The following is a 20,950-nucleotide window of genomic DNA, read 5'->3' as shown; positions in this document are numbered from 1 at the left end:
CATGGACCACAAGCTCTCCCCCGAACTCGAGGAACTGCGCCGCACGGTCGAGGAGTTCGCCCACGACGTCGTGGCACCCAAGATCGGCGACTTCTACGAGCGGCACGAGTTCCCGTACGAGATCGTCCGCGAGATGGGCCGCATGGGCCTGTTCGGGCTGCCGTTCCCGGAGGAGTACGGCGGCATGGGCGGCGACTACTTCGCCCTCGGCATCGCCCTGGAGGAGCTGGCCCGGGTCGACTCGTCGGTGGCGATCACGCTGGAGGCGGGCGTCTCGCTGGGCGCGATGCCCCTGCACCTGTTCGGCACCGAGGAGCAGAAGCGCGAGTGGCTGCCCCGGCTGTGCTCCGGCGAGATCCTGGGCGCGTTCGGCCTCACCGAGCCGGACGGCGGCAGCGACGCGGGCGCGACCCGGACCACGGCCCGCCTGGACGAGGCCACGAACGAGTGGGTGATCAACGGCACCAAGTGCTTCATCACCAACTCCGGCACGGACATCACCGGCCTGGTGACGGTCACGGCGGTCACCGGCCGCAAGCCGGACGGACGGCCCCTGATCTCGTCGATCATCGTCCCCTCGGGCACCCCGGGCTTCACGGTGGCCGCCCCGTACTCGAAGGTCGGCTGGAACGCGTCGGACACCCGTGAGCTGTCCTTCGCCGACGTCCGGGTCCCGGCGGCGAACCTGCTGGGCGAGCAGGGGCGCGGCTACGCGCAGTTCCTGCGCATCCTGGACGAGGGCCGGGTCGCCATCGCCGCGCTGGGCACCGGGCTCGCGCAGGGCTGTGTGGACGAGTCGGTCGCCTACGCGAAGGAACGTCACGCCTTCGGCAGGCCCATCGGCGCCAACCAGGCGATCCAGTTCAAGATCGCCGACATGGAGATGAAGGCCCACACGTCCCGTCTCGCCTGGCGGGACGCGGCTTCGCGGCTGGTGGCGGGTGAGCCGTTCAAGAAGGAGGCGGCGCTGGCGAAGCTGTACTCGTCGACGGTCGCGGTGGACAACGCCCGGGACGCCACCCAGATCCACGGCGGCTACGGCTTCATGAACGAGTACCCGGTGGCCCGCATGTGGCGGGACGCGAAGATCCTGGAGATCGGCGAGGGCACCAGCGAGGTCCAGCGGATGCTGATCGCACGGGAGTTGGGGCTGGCGGGCTGAGACCCGGACGGACGGGGGTGGGGCGGCCGGTGGGCCCCACCCCTGGACAAGATCTGAGGTTAGGCTAACCTACCTTCGAATTGTCCCGCAGGGCACGACGCTCCGCACCGTTCGAAGGCAGCCACCACCATGTCCAACGCCAGCGCTACCCACCCGACCCGCCGTGGAATCCTCGCCGCCGGCGGCGCCCTCGGCCTCGGTGCCGTGCTCGCGGCCTGCGGGGACGACGACGGCAAGAGCGGCGGCTCCGGCGACGAGACGGGCGGCGCGGCCGCCAAGTCCGGCCCCTGGTCCTTCAAGGACGACCGCGGCACGACCGTGAAGCTGGACAAGGTGCCGACGAGCATCGTCGCCTTCACCGGTGTCGCCGCCGCCCTCCACGACTACGGCGTCGAGGTCAAGGGCGTCTTCGGCCCGACCACCACCAAGGACGGCAAGCCCGACGTGCAGGCCGGCGACCTCGACGTCGACAAGGTCACCGTCCTCGGCAACGAGTGGGGCAAGCTCAACGTCGAGAAGTACGCCTCCCTCGCCCCCGAGGTGCTCATCACCACGACCTTCGACACCGCGGGCACCCTCTGGTCCGTCCCGGAGGAGTCGAAGGACAAGATCGCCAAGCTCGCGCCGAGCGTGGCCATCTCCGTCTTCGACCGCCAGCTCACCCAGCCGCTGCAGCGCATGTGGGAGCTGGCCGAGTCGCTCGGCGCGGACATGAAGGCCAAGAAGGTCACCGACGCCAAGGCCGCCTTCGACAAGGCCGCCGCCCGGCTGCGCGCGGCCGCCAAGGCCCGGCCCGAGATCCGGGTGCTGGCCGGTTCGGCGAGCCCCGACCTGTTCTACGTCTCCGGCACCAACCTCTCGGTGGACCTGGAGTACTTCAAGGCCCTCGGCGTGAACTTCGTCGAGCCCTCCGAGGAGGCCAAGAAGGCGACCGGCGGCTGGTTCGAGTCCCTGAGCTGGGAGAACGTCGACAAGTATCCGGCCGACGTCATCATCATGGACGACCGCGCCTCCACCATCCAGCCCGCGGACATCACCGAGGGCACCTGGAAGAAGCTCCCCGCGGTCAAGGCCGGCCAGGTCATCGCCCGCTCCCCCGAGCCGATCCTGTCCTACGACAAGTGCACGCCGCTCCTCGACAACCTGGCCGAGGCGATCGAGAACGCCAAGAAGGTCGGCTGACCCTCCCCCCTTCTCCCCCGGAGCCCTCCATGACGACGGCCGTGGCCGCCCCGTTCCGTTTCTTCTCCCTCCAGGTCGTACGGACGCGGCGGCTCGGACCGTCCCTGGCCAGGGTCACCTTCGCGGGGCCCGACCTGCGCGACTTCCGCTCCGACGGGCAGGACCAGTCCCTGTCGCTGTTCCTGCCGCACCCGGGGCAGACCGAGCCCGCGGTGCCGGTCGGGCTGGGCGAGGGCTGGTGGCAGGGCTGGCGCGAACTGCCCGACGACGTACGGGCGGTGATGCGCTCGTACACGCTGCGGGCACTGCGCCGGAACGGCGAGGGGCACACCGCCGAGATCGACATCGACTTCGTGCTGCACGGCGTCGACCCGGGCTCGCCGGTCCAGGCGGGCCCCGCCGCCCGCTGGGCCGCCGACGCCGCCCCCGGCGACCGCGTGCTGGTGCTCGGCCCGGCGGTCGCGGACAACCGGGCGATCCGCTTCCGGCCGCCCCAGGACACCGACCTGGTGGTGATCTGGGGCGACGAGACCGCCGTACCGGCCGCCTGCGCCGTCGTGGAGGCACTGCCGGCCGGCACCCGCGCCCGGGTCTGGCTTCAGGTGCCGCACGCCGAGGACGTGCAGGACCTCGACACGGCCGCGGACGCCGAGGTCACCTGGCTGGTCCGGGACTCCGACGGCGGCACCGAGGCCACCCTCGCCACCCTCCGCGACGCCCAACTCCCGCCGGCCGGGCACCCCTACGTCTGGCTCGCGGGCGAGTCCGGGTGCGTCAAGGAGCTGCGGCGGCACTTCGTGCGCGAGCGCGGCATCGACCGCCGGCGCGTCACCTTCGTCGGCTACTGGCGCCGGGGCCTGACGGAGGAACAACTCCGCGAGCAGGGCTGACGCCTGCCCCTCCAGGGGCCGCAGTGACGGCGGTCACCCCTCGACGCGCGTTTGATCCATTCGACTTAGGTTAGGCTAACCTAAGTCGAACTGAGGAGGGTTCAGCCCTCTCCCGCCCCTCTCGGACCGTCCCCACCGGAGGACCCCCACATGCGCTCGCACCTGCTCAACGACACCACCGCGGAGCAGTACCGCCGCTCCGTGACCGAAGGAGTCGAGCGGGTGGCCGCCAAACTCGCCACCACCGACCGCCCGTTCACCGGTGTCACGGTCGACGCCCTCTCCCCCCGCATCGACGGGATCGACCTCGACCGGCCCCTGCGCGACACGGCCGCGGTCCTCGACGAGCTGGAGGACGTCTACCTCCGCGACGCCGTCTACTTCCACCACCCCCGCTACCTCGCCCACCTCAACTGCCCCGTCGTCATACCGGCGGTGCTCGGCGAGGCGGTCCTGTCCGCCGTCAACTCCTCCCTGGACACCTGGGACCAGTCGGCCGGCGGCACGCTCATCGAGCGGAAACTGATCGACTGGACCACGGGGCGCATCGGCCTCGGCCCCGCGGCCGACGGCGTGTTCACCTCCGGCGGCACCCAGTCCAACCTCCAGGCGCTGCTCCTCGCACGCGAGGAGGCGAAGACCGAGAACCTCGCCGACCTCCGCATCTTCGCCTCCGAGGTGAGCCACTTCAGCGTGAAGAAGTCGGCGAAACTGCTCGGCCTCGGCCCCGACGCCGTCGTGTCGATCCCCGTGGACCACGACAAGCGCATGCAGACCGTCGCCCTCGCCCGCGCACTGGAGCGCTGCGCGCAGGACGGCCTCGTCCCCATGGCCGTCGTCGCCACCGGCGGCACCACCGACTTCGGCTCCATCGACCCGCTGCCCGAGATCGCCGGGCTGTGCGAGCAGTACGGCGTGTGGATGCACGTGGACGCGGCCTACGGCTGCGGGCTGCTGGCCTCGCTGAAGTACCGGGACCGCATCGCCGGCATCGAGCGGGCCGACTCCGTCACGGTGGACTACCACAAGTCGTTCTTCCAGCCCGTGAGTTCGTCCGCCGTACTGGTCCGCGACGCGGCCACCCTGCGCCACGCCACCTACCACGCGGAGTACCTCAACCCGCGCCGCATGGTGCAGGAACGTATCCCCAATCAGGTGGACAAGTCCCTCCAGACCACCCGCCGCTTCGACGCGCTCAAGCTGTGGATGACCCTGCGCGTCATGGGCGCCGACGGCATCGGCGAACTCTTCGACGAGGTCTGCGACCTGGCCGCCGAGGGCTGGAAACTGCTCGCCGCCGACCCGCGCTTCGACGTGGTCGTCGAGCCGTCGCTCTCCACCCTGGTCTTCCGCTATGTCCCGGCGGCCGTCACCGACCCCGCCGAGATCGACCGCGCCAACCTGTACGCCCGCAAGGCCCTGTTCGCCTCCGGCGACGCCGTGGTCGCGGGCACCAAGGTGGCCGGACGCCACTATCTGAAGTTCACCCTGCTCAACCCCGAGACGACCCCGGCCGACATCGCCGCCGTCCTCGACCTGATCGCCGGCCACGCCGAGCAGTACCTGGGAGACTCCCTTGACCGCGCTTCCTGAAGCCCCGGAGACCACCTACGACTTCGTGGGCATCGGCCTCGGCCCCTTCAATCTCGGCCTCGCCTGCCTCACCGAGCCCATCGACGGGCTGAACGGCGTCTTCCTGGAGTCCAAGCCGGACTTCGAGTGGCACGCCGGCATGTTCCTGGACGGTGCCCACCTCCAGACCCCGTTCATGTCGGACCTGGTCACCCTCGCCGACCCGACCTCGCCGTACTCCTTCCTCAACTACCTGAAGGAGAAGGGGCGGCTGTACTCGTTCTACATCCGGGAGAACTTCTACCCCCTGCGCGTCGAGTACGACGACTACTGCCGCTGGGCCGCGCACAAGCTGAGCAGCGTCCGCTTCTCCACCACCGTCACCGAGGTCACGTACGACGAGCGGGAGCAGCTGTACGCCGTCGCCACCACCTCCGGCGACACCTACCGCGCCCGCCGCCTCGTCCTCGGCACCGGCACCCCGCCGCACATCCCGGACGCCTGCCGGGGCCTGGCCGGCGACTTCCTCCACAACTCCCGCTACGTCCAGCAGCGGGCGGAGCTGGTGAAGAAGAAGTCGATCACGCTGGTCGGCAGCGGCCAGTCCGCCGCCGAGATCTACCAGGACCTGCTGAGCGAGATCGATGTCCACGGCTACCAGCTCAACTGGGTGACCCGCTCCCCGCGCTTCTTCCCCCTCGAATACACCAAGCTCACTCTGGAGATGACCTCGCCGGAGTACGTGGACTACTACCACGCGCTCCCGGAGGACACCCGCTACCGCCTCACGGCCGAGCAGAAGGGCCTGTTCAAGGGCATCGACGGCGACCTGATCAACGAGATCTTCGACCTGCTCTACCAGAAGAGACTCGGCGGCCCGGTCCCCACCCGTCTGCTCACCAACTCCGCGCTGACCAGCGCCCGGTACGCGGACGGCACGTACACGCTCGGCTTCCGCCAGGAGGAGCAGGGCGCGGACTTCGAGATCGAGACCGAGGGCCTGGTCCTCGCCACCGGCTACAAGTACGCCGAGCCGGAGTTCTTGAAGCCCGTCCGCGACCGTCTGGTGTACGACTCCCACGGCAGCTTCGACGTCGGCCGCAACTACGCCGTCGACGTCACCGGACGAGGCGTCTTCCTGCAGAACGCCGGCGTCCACACCCACAGCATCACCAGCCCCGACCTGGGTATGGGCGCCTACCGCAACAGCTGCATCATCCGGGAGCTGCTCGGCACCGAGTACTACCCGGTCGAGAAGACCATCGCGTTCCAGGAGTTCTCCGTATGACCTTCACGTTCCGCCCCCTCGACCCGCTGAAGGACGCCGAGCTCCTGCACACCTGGGTCACCCACCCCAAGGCCGCCTTCTGGATGATGCAGGACGCGAAACTGGAGGAGGTCGAGCGCGCGTACATGGAGATGGCCGCCGACGAGCACCACCACGCCCTGCTCGGCCTGAAGGACGGCGAGCCCGCCTTCCTGATGGAGAAGTACGACCCCGCCCACCGTGAACTGGCGGGCTTGTACGAGCCGCAGCCCGGGGACGTCGGCATGCACTTCCTCACGCCGCCGACGGACAAGCCGGTGCACGGCTTCACCCGCTCCGTCATCACCGCCGTCATGGCGCACCTCTTCGAGGACCCGGCGACCCGGCGGGTGGTCGTCGAACCCGACGTCCACAACAAGGCCGTCCACGCACTGAACGAGGCCGTCGGATTCGTGGCGGAGCGCGAGATCCAGAAGCCGGAGAAGAGGGCGCTGCTGAGCTTCTGCACCCGGGCACAGTTCCTCGCCGCGACGGGGGTGCCGGCATGAGCCTCGCCGACGCCGTCGCCCACCTGAGCCCGGAACACTGGGAGCGGGCCAACCGCCTCCTGGTCCGCAAGGCGCTGGCCGAGTTCGCCCACGAGCGGCTGATCACGCCGGACGCGACCACCGGGGACACGTACGCCGTCCGCTCCGACGACGGCAAGACCGAGTACCGCTTCACCGCCACCGTCCGCGCCCTGGACCACTGGCAGGTGGACGCCGACTCGATCAGCCGCCACCGCGAAGGTGCCGAACTCCCGCTCGCCGCACTGGACTTCTTCATCGAGCTGAAGGAGTCGCTCGGCCTGAGCGACGAGATCCTCCCGGTCTACCTGGAGGAGATCTCCTCCACCCTCTCCGGCACCTGTTACAAGCTGACCAAGCCGCAGGTCACCTCCGCCGAGCTGGCCCGCGGCGACGACTTCCAGGCGGTCGAGACCGGCATGACCGAGGGCCACCCGTGCTTCGTCGCCAACAACGGCCGGCTCGGCTTCGGCATCCACGAGTACCTGTCGTACGCCCCCGAGACCGCGAGCCCGGTCCGGCTGGTGTGGCTGGCGGCGCACCGCTCGCGGGCGGCGTTCACGGCGGGCGTGGGCATCGAGTACGAGTCCTTCGTCCGGGACGAGCTGGGCGCGGCCACCGTCGACCGGTTCCACGGCGTGCTGCGCGAGCGCGGCCTGGACCCGGACGACTACCTCCTCGTCCCGGTCCACCCCTGGCAGTGGTGGAACAAGCTCACCGTCACCTTCGCCGCCGAGGTCGCCCGCGGGCACCTGGTGTGCCTGGGCGAGGGCGACGACGAGTACCTGGCCCAGCAGTCCATCCGCACCTTCTTCAACGCCTCGCACCCGGAGAAGCACTATGTGAAGACGGCCCTGTCCGTCCTCAACATGGGCTTCATGCGCGGGCTGTCGGCGGCGTACATGGAGGCCACCCCGGCCATCAACGACTGGCTCGCCCGGCTGATCGAGGGCGACCCGGTGCTGAAGGCGACGGGGCTGAGCATCATCCGGGAGCGGGCGGCCGTGGGCTACCGGCACCTGGAGTACGAGAAGGCCACCGACCGCTACTCGCCGTACCGCAAGATGCTGGCCGCGCTGTGGCGGGAGAGCCCGGTGCCCTCCCTCCAGGAGGGCGAGACGCTCGCCACCATGGCCTCCCTGGTCCACGTCGACCACGAGGGCGCCTCCTTCGCGGGCGCGCTGATCGAGCGGTCGGGGCTCACGCCCACCGAGTGGCTGCGGCACTACCTGCGCGCCTACTACGTCCCGCTGCTGCACAGCTTCTACGCCTACGACCTGGTGTACATGCCGCACGGCGAGAACGTGATCCTGGTCCTGGCGGACGGGGTGGTGCGGCGCGCGATCTACAAGGACATCGCCGAGGAGATCGCGGTGATGGACCCGGACGCCGTGCTGCCGCCGGAGGTGTCCCGGATCGCGGTGGACGTGCCGGACGACAAGAAGCTCCTGTCGATCTTCACGGACGTCTTCGACTGCTTCTTCCGCTTCCTCGCCGCGAACCTGGCGGAGGAGGGGATCGTGGCGGAGGACGCCTTCTGGCGGACCGTCGCGGAGGTCACCCGGGAGTACCAGGAGTCGGTGCCGGAGCTGGCCGGGAAGTTCGAGCGGTACGACATGTTCGCCCCCGAGTTCGCGCTGTCCTGCCTCAACCGGCTCCAGCTGCGCGACAACCGGCAGATGGTGGACCTGGCCGACCCGTCCGGCGCGCTCCAGCTGATCGGGACCCTGAGGAACCCCATCGCGGGGCTCTGATCCACAGACGGGCGGGCACCCCGGAGACGGTCCTCCGGGGTGCCCGCCGTGCCGTCCGGGTCAGGTCCAGGGCACCTGCGGCGAGCGGTAGTAGTCGATCCCGGCCGCCTCCCAGTACGGGGCCTGCGCGGCGAGCCGCACCTTGTAGGTGTCCCAGTCGTGCGTGGACGCCGGGGACCAGCCCAGTTCGGCGACGCCCGGCAGCCTCGGGAAGGCCATGAAGTCCAGCTGGTCCGGGTCGGACAGGGTCTCCGTCCACAGCGGGGCCTCGACCCCGCGGACCGCGTCGGCCGGGGCGCCCGGCAGATAGCCGGCCGGGTCCCAGTCGTAGGACCGCCGCACCTCGACGTAGCCCGCCCAGGACAGGCCCAGCGGGGTGTCCTTGGTGTACTTCATGTCCAGGTAGGTCCGGTCGGCCGGGGAGAGGATCAGCCCCGTGCCGTTCCTGGCGGCCTCGGCGACCTCGGCCTTCTCGGCGTCGCCGGTGCGGTCCAGGCCCCAGTACTGGACCAGCGCGCCCTCGGCCGGCTCGGCGCCGGCCAGCTGGTGCCAGCCGACGACCGTCTTGCCGTACTTGGCGACGATCGGCTGGACGCGCTTCATGAACGCCACGAAGTCGGCCTTGGGCGTGGAGTGCGCCTCGTCGCCGCCGATGTGCAGGTAGCGGCCGGGGGTGAGCGCGGCGAGTTCGCCGAGGACGTCGTCCACGAAGTCGTAGGTGACGTCCTTGTCCACGCACAGGGAGCTGAAGCCCACCTTGGTGCCGGTGTAGAGCGGGGGTGCCACGCCGTCGCAGTTCAGCTCCGCGTAGGAGGCGAGGGCGGCGTTGGTGTGGCCCGGCATGTCGATCTCGGGGATCACCTCCAGGTGGCGGGAGGCCGCGTAGCGGACGATCTCCTTGTAGTCCGCCTTGGTGTAGTAGCCGCCGGGGCCGCCGCCGACCTCGGTGGAGCCGCCGTAGGTGGCCAGGCGCGGCCAGGAGTCGATGGCGATGCGCCAGCCCTGGTCGTCGCTGAGGTGCAGGTGGAGCTTGTTGTACTTGTAGCGGGCGACGCGGTCGATGTAGCGCTTGACCTCGTCGACGCCGAAGAAGTGCCGGGAGACGTCGAGCATCGCGCTGCGCCAGGCGTAGCGCGGGCTGTCCTTTATGGTGCCGCCCGCGACCAGCCAGGGGCCGGGCTGCGCGGTGTCCTTCTCGACGGCGGGGGGCAGCAGCTGACGCAGGGTCTGGACGCCGTGGAAGAGGCCCGCGGCCTTGCCGGCGGTGATGGTGACGCCGGAGCGGCCGCTGTCGAGGCGGTAGCCCTCGTCGCCGTAGGAGCCCTTGGTCAGGCGCAGTTGTATGCCCCCGTGGCCGTGGGTGGTGACGGGGAGCCGGTATCCGGTGGCGGGCCGCAGGAGGTCCGCGAGGTAGTCGCCGACGCGGCGGGCCTCGCGCGAGTCATCGACGCGGATGTGGGTGCCGCGGGTGATGCGGTACGGGGCTCCGCCGGGGTCGACCGAGGCGGGGGCCGGGATCACCCGGTCCAGGGGCGTGGGTTCCGCGGCCGTCTTCCGGTCCGGGGCGGCGCCGGTGGTCATGGCGCCGACCGCCGCCACCAGCAGCAGCGCTCCCAGCAGCCGGGTGATGCGGGGAGTCGTTCTGTGGTGCCGTCGATGAGGTCTCACGTGCGCTCCCTTCGCGAGGCGTGCAATCGGGGTGTGGGTCATGGGTGTTGGGGACGGACGGGTGTAGACCACACTCTCCCGCACCATCACCGCCCGCGGGAGCGATGAAACAATCCAGGCATGGCGGAAATCATCCAGAAGGACGGTACGTGGGTCTTCGACGGCGACGCCCTGCGGTTGACACCCGGGCGGGACAAGAACGTCGGTCTGCTCCGCAGGGAGCTGGGTGAACTGCTCGTGCCGCTCGCCGCGTTGGCGGGCGTGTCGTTCGAGCAGGGGAAGAAGTCGGGGCGGCTGAGGCTCCGGCTGCGGGACGGGGCCGACCCCTTGGTGCACGCGACGGGCGGCCGGCTGACCGAGCCGCACGACCCGTACCAGCTCCTGGTGGAGCCCGACCGGTACGGCGTGGCCGAGTACTTCGTGGACGAGGTGCGCAACGCCCTGCTCCTCGACCAGGTGCCGTCCGGCCCGGTGGACGCGTACCTGCTGCCGGGTCCGTCGGTGCCGCTGTCGGTGTCGGCCGGGGACGGCATCGCGCACTTCGACGGCGAGCAGGTGCGCCTGGAGTGGAAGTGGCAGGCGGAGGACTCCAAGTCGGCCGCCGGTCCGCGCACCCTGCCCCTCGCGGACATCGTCGCGGTGGAGTGGCAGCCGTCGGCCGGTCTGGAGAACGGCCATCTGCGCTTCACCGTGCGGGCGGCGCCGGGCAAGGTGCCGCCGAAGTACGACCCCAACGCGGTGGAGCTGTGGGGCTTCAAGAAGGACCCGCTGATGGCCCTGGTGGCCGCGGCCGTGCAGGCCCGCCTGCCGCACCCGGCCGCCCGCCCCGCCCCGGAGGACGCGGGTCCGGCCGGCGAGAGCCCCGCGCCGGCGCCCACGCCGGCCGCCGAGGACGATCACGACGCGCTGCTGCGCCGGCTGCGCGAGCTGGGCGATCTGCACCGCTCGGGAGTGCTGACGGACGAGGAGTTCACCCTGGCGAAACAGGCGATTCTGAAGCGGATGTAGACACAGCACCCCCACAGACACGCTCACCCCTGCCCGATATCGGGCAGGATTCTTGCACAAGCGTCTCCCTTACCCCAGGATCTACCGGGTGCACGACGAACTCGTTGATCATCTGACGCGGTCCACCCCGCTGAGCCGGGGCGAGGCGCTGCGCGTGGTCCAGGACGTGCTCGCCTACTTCGACGAGACGACCGAGGAATACGTCCGTCGCCGCCACCGCGAGCTCCAGGCCCAGGGCCTGGTGAACGCGACGATCTTCGAACGGATCGAGGCGGAACTGAAATACCGCGCGGTCGCGCCGCCGGAGCTGTCGCTCCGTCAGCTGCGCCGCATCGTCTACGGCTGAGCAGGCCGAGAAGGACACGAGGGATACGTCTACATGTGCGGAATCGTCGGATACATCGGCAAGCGTGACGTCGCGCCCCTGCTCCTGGAGGGTCTGCAGCGCCTGGAGTACCGCGGCTACGACTCGGCGGGCATCGTCGTCACCTCCCCGAAGGCGACCGGCCTCAGGATGGTCAAGGCCAAGGGCCGGGTGCGCGACCTGGAGGCCAAGGTCCCGGCGCGCTTCAAGGGCACCACCGGCATCGCCCACACCCGCTGGGCCACCCACGGCGCCCCCTCCGACGTGAACGCCCACCCGCACATGTCGGCCGACAACAAGGTCGCCGTCGTCCACAACGGCATCATCGACAACGCCGCCGACCTGCGCCGCAAGCTGGAGGCGGACGGCGTCGAGTTCCTCTCCGAGACCGACACCGAGGTCCTGGTCCACCTCATCGCCCGCTCCGAGGGCGAGAAGCTGGAGGACAAGGTCCGCGAGACCCTCAGGGTCATCGAGGGCACGTACGGCATCGCCGTGATGCACGCCGACTTCCCCGAGCGCATCGTCGTGGCCCGCAACGGCTCGCCGGTCGTCCTCGGCATCGGCGAGAAGGAGATGTTCGTCGCCTCGGACATCGCCGCGCTGGTCGCCCACACCCGGCAGATAGTCACGCTCGACGACGGCGAGATGGCCACCCTCAAGGCCGACGACTTCCGCACCTACACCACCGAGGGCACCCGCACCACCTCCGAGCCCACCACGGTGGAGTGGGAGGCCGCCTCCTACGACATGGGCGGCCACGACACCTACATGCACAAGGAGATCCACGAGCAGGCGGAGGCCGTGGACCGCGTGCTGCGCGGCCGGATCGACGACCGCTTCTCCACCGTGCACCTCGGCGGCCTCAACCTGGACGCCCGCGACGCCCGCGCCGTGCGCCGCGTGAAGATCCTGGGCTGCGGCACCTCGTACCACGCGGGCCAGATCGGCGCCCAGATGATCGAGGAGCTGGCCCGCATCCCCGCGGACGCCGAGCCGGCCTCCGAGTTCCGCTACCGCAACGCGGTCGTCGACCCCGACACCCTGTACATCGCCGTCTCCCAGTCCGGTGAGACGTACGACGTGCTGGCGGCCGTGCAGGAGCTGAAGCGCAAGGGCGCCCGCGTGCTGGGCATCGTCAACGTCGTCGGCTCGGCGATCGCCCGCGAGGCCGACGGCGGCATGTACGTGCACGCCGGTCCCGAGGTGTGCGTCGTGTCCACCAAGTGCTTCACCAACACCTGCGTGGCGTTCGCGCTGCTCGCCCTGCACCTGGGCCGCACCCGCGACCTGTCGGTGCGCGACGGCAAGCGGATCATCGAGGGCCTGCGCAAGCTGCCCGCGCAGATCGAGGAGATGCTGAAGCAGGAGGAGGACGTCAAGAAGCTGGCCGCGCAGTACGCCGACGCCCGCTCGATGCTCTTCATCGGCCGTGTGCGGGGCTACCCGGTCGCCCGCGAGGCCTCCCTGAAGCTCAAGGAGGTCTCCTACATCCACGCCGAGGCCTACCCGGCCTCCGAGCTGAAGCACGGCCCGCTCGCCCTGATCGAGCCCGCCCTGCCGACGGTCGCGATCGTGCCGGACGACGACCTGCTGGAGAAGAACCGCGCGGCCATGGAGGAGATCAAGGCCCGCAGCGGCCAGATCCTCGCGGTGGCCCACCGGGAGCAGGAGAAGGCCGACCACACGATCGTCGTCCCGAAGAACGAGGACGAGCTGGACCCGATCCTCATGGGCATCCCGCTCCAGCTCCTCGCCTACCACACGGCGCTGGCCCTGGGCCGGGACATCGACAAGCCGCGCAACCTGGCCAAGTCGGTGACGGTGGAGTAGCCGGCGCCAGCCCGGTCAGGGGATGACGACCACGGGCCGCTTCGCCCGCTTGGCGAGGCGGCCCGCCACGGAGCCGAAGAGGCGGCCGACCAGGCCGTGGCTGGAGCCGACGACGATGGCGTCCGCCTCGTACTCCCGCCCCACCTCCTCGAGTTCGTGGCAGATGTCGCCGCCGCGCTCGACCAGGATCCACGGCACCTCGGCGAGGTAGTCCGCGCACGCCAGCTCCAGCCCGAGCACCTCGGTGCGGTGGTCGGGCACGTCGACGAAGACCGGGGGTTCGCACCCGGCCCACACCGTGGTGGGCAGCCGGTTGGCGACGTGCACGATGACCAGGCCCGAGCCCAGCCGGGAGGCCATGCCGATGGCGTAGGCGAGGGCGCGCTCGCTGGAGGTGGAGCCGTCGAAGCCGACGACGACGCCGTGCTTGAAGGCTGGGTCGCACGACTGGCGTGGCTCTTCGGCCGCCAGGGGCTCGGCCGCCGTAGGTTCGGCGACGGGCCGCTTGCGGTCCGCGGGTTCGAAGAATTCGTGACCGGCCATGGCTGTCTCGGCGTTTTTATCCTCTATGGGGGACAACAGTGGGCGGCGGAGCTGTGTGTCCGGGAATGGTCTTCCCAACCCCATACCCCCAAGGGTACGGCGGCACGCCTCCTTCGCCCAGATCCCGCGGAGGGTCCGCCGCGGGCTGCACCGGAGCATGCCCGAGAGGGCGCCCGTAACGCAATGGTTGCTGCTCTGTACAGGCGGTTTGCACGGGATTCAACTGCCGGTCACCGGTCGTGACCGATGCGCCGCGCGGACGTTGATCTCCATGCCGCCACCCCAGGGAGCACCCGTGACCGGACCGCACCGCCCCGCCGAGCCGACGTCCGGCGCGCCCGGCCGCGACGGCGTCACCGACCTCGTCCGCTGGGCGGCGTTCAGCTGCTTCCTCGTCCCGGTCGCGCTCCTCTGGTACGGCGCCTCGTTCGCCGGCGCCGCGGGCACGGCCCTCGGCCTGGCCGCCGTCACCGGCGTGTGCCGTGTGCTGCTGCGGCGGTCCGAGCGCGTCGCGGCGCGGCGGCGGGCCCGCAGGGGTGGACGGCACGCCGGGGAAAACACACCGGTCGACTGACCGGTTTCCGCGCACCGTTCCGCTTCTTTTCAGCCAACTTCCGCAGGTGGCGCATCAACACCCTTCACCACCCCCAAACCCCCGTTCCACCTGCACGTAAAGGGTCTCGGAACCCCTTCGCACCCTACGTGGATTGGCCACTGACACGAGGCGCACTTCCCAGGGGCTCCCGGGAGTGCGACGCTTCGTGATCGACTGCTTCACGCCAAGTTGCCATGTCGACAATGTCCCAAGTGCCGAACCAGCCACCTCGGCGCGGTGGGACGCAGTAGATTCGATCTTGACCGTCTGGGCGGGGGACTCGTGCAGGACCGAGGGGAAACGTGTTGGAGCGACAGGCCCGAAGGGTAAGGGGCGCCGCGACCACCGAGGGGGGCTTAGCAGGATGAGCCACGACTCCACTGCCGCGCCGGAAGCCGCGGCCCGGAAGCTCTCCGGGCGACGCCGCAAGGAGATCGTCGCGGTGCTGCTGTTCAGCGGCGGCCCCATCTTCGAGAGTTCCATACCGCTGTCGGTGTTCGGGATCGACCGCCAGGACGCCGGCGTACCGCGCTACCGGCTGCTGGTGTGCGCCGGCGAGGAGGGCCCGCTGCGGACCACGGGGGGCCTGGAACTCACCGCGCCGCAGGGCCTGGAGGCGATCTCCCGCGCGGGCACCGTGGTCGTGCCGGCCTGGCGGTCGATCACCTCGCCGCCGCCGGAGGAGGCGCTCGACGCGCTGCGCCGGGCGCACGAGGAGGGGGCGCGCATCGTCGGACTGTGCACGGGCGCCTTCGTCCTCGCCGCGGCGGGCCTGCTGGACGGCCGCCCCGCCACCACGCACTGGATGTACGCGCCGACGCTGGCCAAGCGCTATCCGTCGGTGCACGTGGATCCGCGCGAGCTGTTCGTGGACGACGGCGACGTGCTGACGTCCGCGGGCACCGCGGCCGGGATCGACCTGTGCCTGCACATCGTGCGCACGGACCACGGCAACGAGGCGGCCGGCGCGCTCGCCCGCCGCCTGGTGGTCCCGCCGCGCCGCAGCGGCGGCCAGGAGCGCTACCTGGACAGGTCTTTACCGGAGGAGATCGGCGCCGACCCGCTCGCCGAGGTCGTCGCCTGGGCGCTGGAGCACCTCCACGAGCAGTTCGACGTGGAGACGCTGGCCGCGCGCGCCTACATGAGCCGCCGCACCTTCGACCGCCGGTTCCGCTCACTGACGGGCAGCGCCCCGCTCCAGTGGCTGATCACCCAGCGGGTCCTGCAGGCGCAGCGCCTCCTGGAGACGTCGGACTACTCGGTGGACGAGGTCGCGGGCCGCTGCGGCTTCCGCTCGCCGGTCGCCCTGCGCGGCCACTTCCGCCGCCAGCTGGGCTCGTCCCCGGCCGCCTACCGCGCCGCCTACCGGGCCCGCCGCCCCCAGGGCGAGCGCCGGCCCGACCCGGACCCGACGGGACCCTCCCGCCCCCTGCCCCCGTCCGACCCGCCGGCCGCCCTCCCTCCGGAGACCGCGGTCCCCTTCCAGACCCGCCGCACGCCGACCCCGATGCCGGCGGGCGCGGCCGGCGTACCGGGCCAGCGCAGCGCGCCGTGAGCTGAGCGGACGACCCCTTGAACGCCGGACGGGCACACCAGCCCGTCCGGCGTTCACGTCCGAGGCCGGGCAGGGCAATCCATCCCGCCCGGGCCGTTCACGTCCGACGCCGGGCGGAGCGCTCCAACCCCTCCGACCGTTCACGTCCGACGCCGGGCGGGGCCATCCAGCCCGTCCGGCGTTTGAGGACGAGGCCCGTTCAGGGCCGAAGCGGGGGCCTGGGGGCGGCAGCCCCCAGCGAGGCCCGCACCGACGCCGGGGGCCCGATAAACAGGCGCCCACCGTAAAGTGGCCCGCATGAACGATCGCATGGTGTGGATCGACTGCGAGATGACCGGCCTCTCGCTGTCCGACGACGCGCTCATCGAGGTTGCCGCCCTCGTCACCGACTCCGAGCTGAACATCCTCGGCGAGGGCGTCGACATCGTCATCCGCCCGCCGGACCGGGCCCTGGAGACGATGCCGGAGGTGGTGCGCGAGATGCACACCGCGTCCGGCCTGCTCGCGGAGCTGGACGGCGGCACCACCCTGGCCGACGCCGAGGCCCAGGTCCTGGCCTATGTGCGGGAGCACGTGAAGGAGCCCGGCAAGGCCCCCCTGTGCGGCAACTCCGTCGGCACCGACCGCGGCTTCCTGCTGCGGGACATGGCCGCGCTGGAGGGCTACCTCCACTACCGGATCGTCGACGTCTCCTCGATCAAGGAGCTGGCCCGCCGCTGGTACCCGCGGGCGTACTTCAACAGCCCCGAGAAGAACGGCAACCACCGCGCGCTCGCCGACATCCGCGAATCCATCGCCGAGCTGCGCTACTACCGCGAGGCGGTCTTCGTCCCGCAGCCCGGCCCCGACTCCGACACGGCCCGGGCGATCGCCGCGAAGCACGTCGTACGCGCCGGGTAGCGGCTCGGGACCGCCGGGCGGCGGCGTCCGGAAAGCCGGGCGCGAGCACCCCTTCGGACCCTGTACACTTTTTCTCAGCCGGTCGGGAAACCCCGCCACGCGGGATTCGAGCACCGGCCTTGGTGGGTGTAGCTCAGCTGGTAGAGCACCTGGTTGTGGTCCAGGATGCCGCGGGTTCAAGTCCCGTCACTCACCCTGAGTGATCAGCCGGTGGCTCTCGAAAGAGAGTCACCGGCTGATTGCGTTGGAGCACCAGTGGAGCGGGAGCACCGCGGGACCGCGCCGTCGCACGGTCCCGCCCCCCCCTCAAGACGACCCCTCAGGACGACCGGCGTTCCACCAGCTCCGTCGCCAGCACCACCTGGTGCCGCTCCAGCCCCCGCGAGGCGGCCGGCCTGCGGTCGGCGATCTCGGTCAGCAGCAGGTCGATCATCGCGCGGCCCATCTCCTCGATGGGCTGGCGCACGCTGGTCAGCGGCGGCTCCATGTGCCGGGCGATCGCCGAGTCGTCGTAGCCGACCAGCGCCACGTCGTCCGGGATGCGCCGCCCCGCCTCGCGCAGCACCTGGCCGGCACCGGCCGCGGTGACGTCCGAGGCGGCGAAGACCGCGTCGATGTCGGGGTGCCGGCGCAGCAGTTCCGCCATCGCGCGGCGCCCGCCCTCCTCGGTGAAGTCGCCCGGCTCGATCAGCGCCTCGTCCACCTCGTGGCCCGCCTCGCGCAGCGCGTCGCGGTAGCCGTCGACGCGTCGCTGGGCGCCGTAGACGGCGAGGTGGCCGGTGATGTGGGCGATGCGGCCGCGGCCGCGGGACAGCAGGTGCTCGACGGCCGAGCGGGCGCCGCCGTAGTTGTCCGAGTCCACCGACGCCAGCGGCTCCGCGGCCGAGCGCGGGCCGCTGATCACCGCGGGGATCTCCAGCTGGGTCAGCAGGTCGGGCAGCGGGTCGTCGGCGTGCACCGAGACCAGCAGGACGCCGTCCACGCGGTGCGCCGCGAGGTACTGGGCGAGCCGCTCCCGCTCCCGGTCGCTGCCCGCGAATATCAGCAGCAGCTGCATCTCGGTGTCGGACAGCTCGGAGCCGACACCCTTGAGCATGTCCGAGAAGTACGGTTCCGCGAAGAACCGGGTCTCCGGCTCGGGCACCACCAGCGCGATCGCGTCCGTGCGGTTGGCCGCCAGCGCGCGGGCCGCCGTGTTCGGGACGTAGCCGAGCTCCTCGACCGCCGCCTCGACGGCCGCCCGGGTCGCGTCGCTCACCCGGGGGGAGCCGTTGATCACGCGGGAGACCGTGCCGCGGCCGACGCCCGCGCGTGCCGCCACCTCTTCGAGGGTGGGCCGGCCACCGCTCCGCCCACGCACTCCGTGGCTTGCCATCGGCCCCGCCTCCCGTCGTCACCCCCGCACTCTGCGGCTGGCCTGGAATTTAACAGGCCGGTCGGGTGTAATGACCGACTCCGGCCCCTCCACCGCCGTACGGGGGTGTCTCCGCGCCGCTCGCAACGTCCAGTTAACAGGCCGATAACTGAACGCAATTCGTCGCGTCCGTTCCCTTGACACCCCCGCCCGGACCCGCGACTCTTCAACACATCACTTGTGGGAGCGCTCCCACACTACCTGGCACATACACATCCCGCACGTTCCACGCCCGAGCCGCAGCGACGAACGCACCACATGAAGCAGCGGGTCCAACCATGCAGTTGGCCGGGGGGTCGGCACGTCAGGGCAACAGGAGGACGCAATGCGAGCAGCACGCAGAGGATCGGCCCGCAGAGTGGTGGTCATGGCGGCCATCGCATCGCTGGGCGCCGGGCTGCTGGCCGGCTGTGCCGACGACGGGAAGGACGAGGACAGCTCGTCGTCGGGCGACAGCAGCGGCAAGACCACGATCACCCTCGGTCTGTTCGGGACGATGGGCTTCAAGGAGGCCGGGCTCTACGAGGAGTACGAGAAGCTCAACCCGGACATCAACATCGAGGAGAACGTCACCGAGCGGAACGAGAACTACTACCCCGCTCTGGTCAACCACCTCACCACCAACAGCGGCCTCCAGGACGTGCAGGCGATCGAGGTCGGCAACATCGCCGAGGTCGTCGCCACCCAGGCGGACAAGTTCGAGGACATGTCCAAGGCCGAGGGCGTCAAGAAGGACAACTGGCTGGACTGGAAGTGGCAGCAGGCCACCACCAAGGACGGCGCCACGATAGGCCTCGGCACGGACATCGGCCCGATGGCCATCTGCTACCGCAAGGACCTCTTCGAGAAGGCGGGCCTGCCGACGGACCGCGACGAGGTCTCCAAGCTGTGGGCCGGCGACTGGAGCAAGTTCATCGAGGCCGGTGAGAAGTACAAGAAGGGTGCCGGCAAGGACACCTACTTCATGGACTCCCCCGGTGGTCTGATCAACGCCATCCTCAGCAGTGAGGAGGAGAAGTTCTACGACTCCTCCGGCAAGGTCATCTACAAGACCAACCCGGAGGTCAAGAAGGCCTTCGACCTGACCGCCGAGGCGGCCGAGAAGGGGCTGGTCCAGTCGCAGACCCAGTTCCAGCCGGCCTGGGACCAGACCATCTCCAACAGCCTGTTCGCCACCGTCGCCTGCCCGCCGTGGATGCTCGGCACCATCAAGGCCAAGTCGCAGCCGGACTCCGCCGGCAAGTGGGACGTGGCCCAGGCCCCGAAGTCCGGCAACTGGGGCGGCACCTTCCTGGGCGTGCCCAAGGGCGGCAAGCACGTGAAGGAGGCCCAGAAGCTGGTCACCTGGCTGACCGCGCCCGAGCAGCAGGCCAAGCTGTTCTCCAAGATGGGCAGCTTCCCGAGCGCGCCCGCCGCGTACAAGCTCCCGCAGGTGACCGGCGGCAAGAACGACATGACCGGCGACGCGCCCATCGGTGAGCTGTTCGCCAAGGCCGCCGAGCAGATCCCGACCCAGGTCATCGGCCCGAAGGACCAGATCATCCAGCAGGGTCTGACGGACAACGGCGTCATCCTCGTCACCCAGGGCAAGTCGGCCAAGGACGCCTGGGACAACGCCGTGAAGACCATCGACAACAACCTGGAGAAGTGACCGGAATGACCACCCGGCACGACACCGCCGCGTCCCCCGTCAAGGGGGGCGCGGCCCCGGGCCGCCCGCCCGGCGGCAGGGCGGCCGCCGAGGCCGACCGGAAGAAGCGGGCGAAACTCTCCCGGCGCTGGCAGCGGGACATCCGCTGGAGCCCGTACGCGTTCGTCTCGCCGTTCTTCCTGCTCTTCGTCGCCTTCGGCCTGTTCCCGCTGATCTACACCGGCTGGGCCTCGCTGCACACGGTGGAGCTGACCGCGCCCACCGACATGAAGTGGACGGGCCTGGACAACTACACCCGCATCTTCGACGACGACTTCTTCTGGAACGCGGCGAAGAACACGTTGTGGATCGGCATCATCTCCACGGTGCCGCAGCTGCTGATGGCCATGGGCCTCGCGCACATCCTCAACTACAAGCTGCGGGCCTCGACCTTCTACCGGGTCGTGATGCTGGCGCCGTACGCGACGTCGATCGCGGCGGCCTCGCTGGTCTTCGTGCTGCTCTTCGGCCGCGACTACGGCATGATCAACTGGGTCCTCGACCTGGTGGGCCTGGACAAGATCGACTGGCAGAACGGCTCGTGGGCGTCGAAGTTCGCCGTGTCCTCGATCGTCATCTGGCGCTGGACCGGCTACAACGCGCTGATCTACCTGGCCGCGATGCAGGCGATCCCGCAGGACCTGTACGAGTCGGCGGCGCTGGACGGCGCCAGCCGCTGGCGGCAGTTCATCCACGTCACGCTGCCCTCGCTGCGTCCGACGATCCTGTTCACGGTCGTCGTGTCGACCATCGGCGCCTCGCAGGTCTTCGGCGAGCCGCTGCTGTTCGACGCGAACAAGGGTGCCTCGGGCGGTTCCCAGCACCAGTTCCAGACGCTCGGCCTGTACCTGTACGAGCAGGGCTGGGTCAACCAGCACCTGGGCCGCGCCTCCGCGATCGCCTGGGCGATGTTCCTGATCCTCATCGTGATCGGCATCCTGAACGCCGTCATCTCGCGCCGGCTGCGCGCCAGTAGTTAAGGAGAAC

The 20,950-nt window shown here is 70.4% G+C and carries 18 protein-coding genes and 1 tRNA gene; 16 read left to right on the top strand and 3 right to left on the bottom strand.

All coding sequences use genetic code 11. From position 1 onward, the window contains the following. The first annotated feature begins 1 nt into the window (after window position 1). The 7 genes from D1J63_RS23615 (at window position 2) to D1J63_RS23585 (ending at window position 8,393) form a co-directional block, all read left to right on the top strand. Window positions 2-1,162 carry an acyl-CoA dehydrogenase family protein gene (locus tag D1J63_RS23615; protein ID WP_102931382.1) on the top strand — a complete coding sequence of 387 codons (1,161 nt, stop codon included), beginning with the start codon at window positions 2-4 and terminating at the stop codon, window positions 1,160-1,162. A gap of 129 nt (window positions 1,163-1,291) precedes the next feature. After that, window positions 1,292-2,344 (top strand): siderophore-binding protein DesE, encoded by a 1,053-nt coding sequence (gene desE / locus D1J63_RS23610; protein WP_125631433.1) that lies wholly within the window; start codon window positions 1,292-1,294, stop codon window positions 2,342-2,344. Window positions 2,345-2,373: 29 nt separating this feature from the next. Further along, window positions 2,374-3,234: a siderophore-interacting protein gene (locus D1J63_RS23605; protein ID WP_125631431.1), complete on the top strand. Its 861-nt coding sequence runs from the start codon at window positions 2,374-2,376 to the stop codon at window positions 3,232-3,234. Between the two features lie 150 nt (window positions 3,235-3,384). Then, window positions 3,385-4,827 carry a lysine decarboxylase DesA gene (desA, locus tag D1J63_RS23600; protein ID WP_125631429.1) on the top strand — a complete coding sequence of 481 codons (1,443 nt, stop codon included), beginning with the start codon at window positions 3,385-3,387 and terminating at the stop codon, window positions 4,825-4,827. Further along, window positions 4,811-6,094, top strand: coding sequence for a lysine N(6)-hydroxylase/L-ornithine N(5)-oxygenase family protein (locus D1J63_RS23595; protein ID WP_164712944.1), 1,284 nt, complete (start codon window positions 4,811-4,813; stop codon window positions 6,092-6,094). The genes desA and D1J63_RS23595 overlap by 17 nt, the downstream gene beginning before the upstream one ends. Then, window positions 6,091-6,621, top strand: coding sequence for a GNAT family N-acetyltransferase (locus tag D1J63_RS23590; RefSeq protein ID WP_125631427.1), 531 nt, complete (start codon window positions 6,091-6,093; stop codon window positions 6,619-6,621). The genes D1J63_RS23595 and D1J63_RS23590 overlap by 4 nt, the downstream gene beginning before the upstream one ends. Beyond that, entirely contained in the window at window positions 6,618-8,393 is a 1,776-nt protein-coding gene (locus D1J63_RS23585) for an IucA/IucC family siderophore biosynthesis protein (RefSeq protein WP_125631425.1), read from the top strand. The genes D1J63_RS23590 and D1J63_RS23585 overlap by 4 nt, the downstream gene beginning before the upstream one ends. 60 nt (window positions 8,394-8,453) lie before the next feature. Here D1J63_RS23585 and D1J63_RS23580 read toward each other — a convergent pair whose 3' ends face one another. Further along, window positions 8,454-10,061 (bottom strand): beta-N-acetylhexosaminidase, encoded by a 1,608-nt coding sequence (locus D1J63_RS23580; protein ID WP_125631423.1) that lies wholly within the window; start codon window positions 10,059-10,061, stop codon window positions 8,454-8,456. 120 nt (window positions 10,062-10,181) lie between these two features. On the opposite strand from D1J63_RS23580, the gene D1J63_RS23575 reads away from it, so the two are divergent. The 3 genes from D1J63_RS23575 (at window position 10,182) to glmS (ending at window position 13,266) form a co-directional block, all read left to right on the top strand. Next, window positions 10,182-11,069, top strand: coding sequence for a DUF4429 domain-containing protein (locus D1J63_RS23575; RefSeq protein ID WP_125631421.1), 888 nt, complete (start codon window positions 10,182-10,184; stop codon window positions 11,067-11,069). 88 nt (window positions 11,070-11,157) lie between these two features. After that, on the top strand, window positions 11,158-11,415 hold the full coding sequence (locus D1J63_RS23570; RefSeq protein ID WP_003976012.1) for a hypothetical protein: 258 nt from the start codon (window positions 11,158-11,160) through the stop codon (window positions 11,413-11,415). Between the two features lie 33 nt (window positions 11,416-11,448). Beyond that, a complete protein-coding gene (gene glmS / locus D1J63_RS23565; RefSeq protein ID WP_125631419.1) occupies window positions 11,449-13,266 on the top strand; it encodes a glutamine--fructose-6-phosphate transaminase (isomerizing) in 1,818 nt (605 codons plus the stop codon). A 15-nt stretch (window positions 13,267-13,281) separates the two neighbouring features. Here glmS and D1J63_RS23560 read toward each other — a convergent pair whose 3' ends face one another. Then, complete coding sequence (locus D1J63_RS23560) at window positions 13,282-13,809, bottom strand: universal stress protein (RefSeq protein ID WP_007449983.1); 528 nt, start codon at window positions 13,807-13,809, stop codon at window positions 13,282-13,284. A gap of 295 nt (window positions 13,810-14,104) precedes the next feature. Here D1J63_RS23560 and D1J63_RS36795 point away from each other — a divergent pair, with 295 nt between their 5' ends. The 4 genes from D1J63_RS36795 to D1J63_RS23540 all read left to right on the top strand — a co-directional run bounded on the left by D1J63_RS36795 (window position 14,105) and on the right by D1J63_RS23540 (window position 17,054). Further along, window positions 14,105-14,383, top strand: coding sequence for a hypothetical protein (locus D1J63_RS36795; RefSeq protein ID WP_164712943.1), 279 nt, complete (start codon window positions 14,105-14,107; stop codon window positions 14,381-14,383). A 385-nt stretch (window positions 14,384-14,768) separates the two neighbouring features. After that, on the top strand, window positions 14,769-15,959 hold the full coding sequence (locus tag D1J63_RS23550; protein WP_125631417.1) for a helix-turn-helix domain-containing protein: 1,191 nt from the start codon (window positions 14,769-14,771) through the stop codon (window positions 15,957-15,959). A 297-nt stretch (window positions 15,960-16,256) separates the two neighbouring features. Continuing rightward, complete coding sequence (orn, locus tag D1J63_RS23545) at window positions 16,257-16,859, top strand: oligoribonuclease (protein WP_102929449.1); 603 nt, start codon at window positions 16,257-16,259, stop codon at window positions 16,857-16,859. Between the two features lie 122 nt (window positions 16,860-16,981). Beyond that, a tRNA-His gene (locus D1J63_RS23540) sits at window positions 16,982-17,054 on the top strand. A 124-nt stretch (window positions 17,055-17,178) separates the two neighbouring features. On the opposite strand, the gene D1J63_RS23535 is transcribed toward D1J63_RS23540, so the two are convergent. Beyond that, complete coding sequence (locus D1J63_RS23535) at window positions 17,179-18,234, bottom strand: LacI family DNA-binding transcriptional regulator (protein WP_125631415.1); 1,056 nt, start codon at window positions 18,232-18,234, stop codon at window positions 17,179-17,181. A 364-nt stretch (window positions 18,235-18,598) separates the two neighbouring features. Between D1J63_RS23535 and D1J63_RS23530 the strand changes: the two genes are divergently transcribed. Beyond that, a complete protein-coding gene (locus D1J63_RS23530; RefSeq protein ID WP_102929451.1) occupies window positions 18,599-19,924 on the top strand; it encodes an extracellular solute-binding protein in 1,326 nt (441 codons plus the stop codon). Between the two features lie 5 nt (window positions 19,925-19,929). Further along, window positions 19,930-20,943, top strand: coding sequence for a sugar ABC transporter permease (locus D1J63_RS23525; protein WP_102929452.1), 1,014 nt, complete (start codon window positions 19,930-19,932; stop codon window positions 20,941-20,943). Window positions 20,944-20,950 lie beyond the last annotated feature (7 nt).

It is taken from the genome of Streptomyces sp. KPB2, assembly GCF_003950055.1.
Classification (GTDB): domain Bacteria; phylum Actinomycetota; class Actinomycetes; order Streptomycetales; family Streptomycetaceae; genus Streptomyces; species Streptomyces salinarius.
This window is presented reverse-complemented; position numbering and strand designations above follow the sequence as displayed.

Coding starts and splice junctions, on each gene's coding strand:
- glmS (WP_125631419.1), top strand. CDS start 11,449: ATGTGCGGAATCGTCGGATACATCGGCAAGCGTGACGTCGCGCCCCTG.
- D1J63_RS23535 (WP_125631415.1), bottom strand. CDS start 18,234: ATGGCAAGCCACGGAGTGCGTGGGCGGAGCGGTGGCCGGCCCACCCTC.
- D1J63_RS23575 (WP_125631421.1), top strand. CDS start 10,182: ATGGCGGAAATCATCCAGAAGGACGGTACGTGGGTCTTCGACGGCGAC.
- D1J63_RS23560 (WP_007449983.1), bottom strand. CDS start 13,809: ATGGCCGGTCACGAATTCTTCGAACCCGCGGACCGCAAGCGGCCCGTC.
- desE (WP_125631433.1), top strand. CDS start 1,292: ATGTCCAACGCCAGCGCTACCCACCCGACCCGCCGTGGAATCCTCGCC.
- D1J63_RS23605 (WP_125631431.1), top strand. CDS start 2,374: ATGACGACGGCCGTGGCCGCCCCGTTCCGTTTCTTCTCCCTCCAGGTC.
- D1J63_RS23550 (WP_125631417.1), top strand. CDS start 14,769: ATGAGCCACGACTCCACTGCCGCGCCGGAAGCCGCGGCCCGGAAGCTC.
- orn (WP_102929449.1), top strand. CDS start 16,257: ATGAACGATCGCATGGTGTGGATCGACTGCGAGATGACCGGCCTCTCG.
- D1J63_RS23615 (WP_102931382.1), top strand. CDS start 2: ATGGACCACAAGCTCTCCCCCGAACTCGAGGAACTGCGCCGCACGGTC.
- D1J63_RS23530 (WP_102929451.1), top strand. CDS start 18,599: ATGCGAGCAGCACGCAGAGGATCGGCCCGCAGAGTGGTGGTCATGGCG.
- desA (WP_125631429.1), top strand. CDS start 3,385: ATGCGCTCGCACCTGCTCAACGACACCACCGCGGAGCAGTACCGCCGC.
- D1J63_RS23585 (WP_125631425.1), top strand. CDS start 6,618: ATGAGCCTCGCCGACGCCGTCGCCCACCTGAGCCCGGAACACTGGGAG.
- D1J63_RS23590 (WP_125631427.1), top strand. CDS start 6,091: ATGACCTTCACGTTCCGCCCCCTCGACCCGCTGAAGGACGCCGAGCTC.
- D1J63_RS23525 (WP_102929452.1), top strand. CDS start 19,930: ATGACCACCCGGCACGACACCGCCGCGTCCCCCGTCAAGGGGGGCGCG.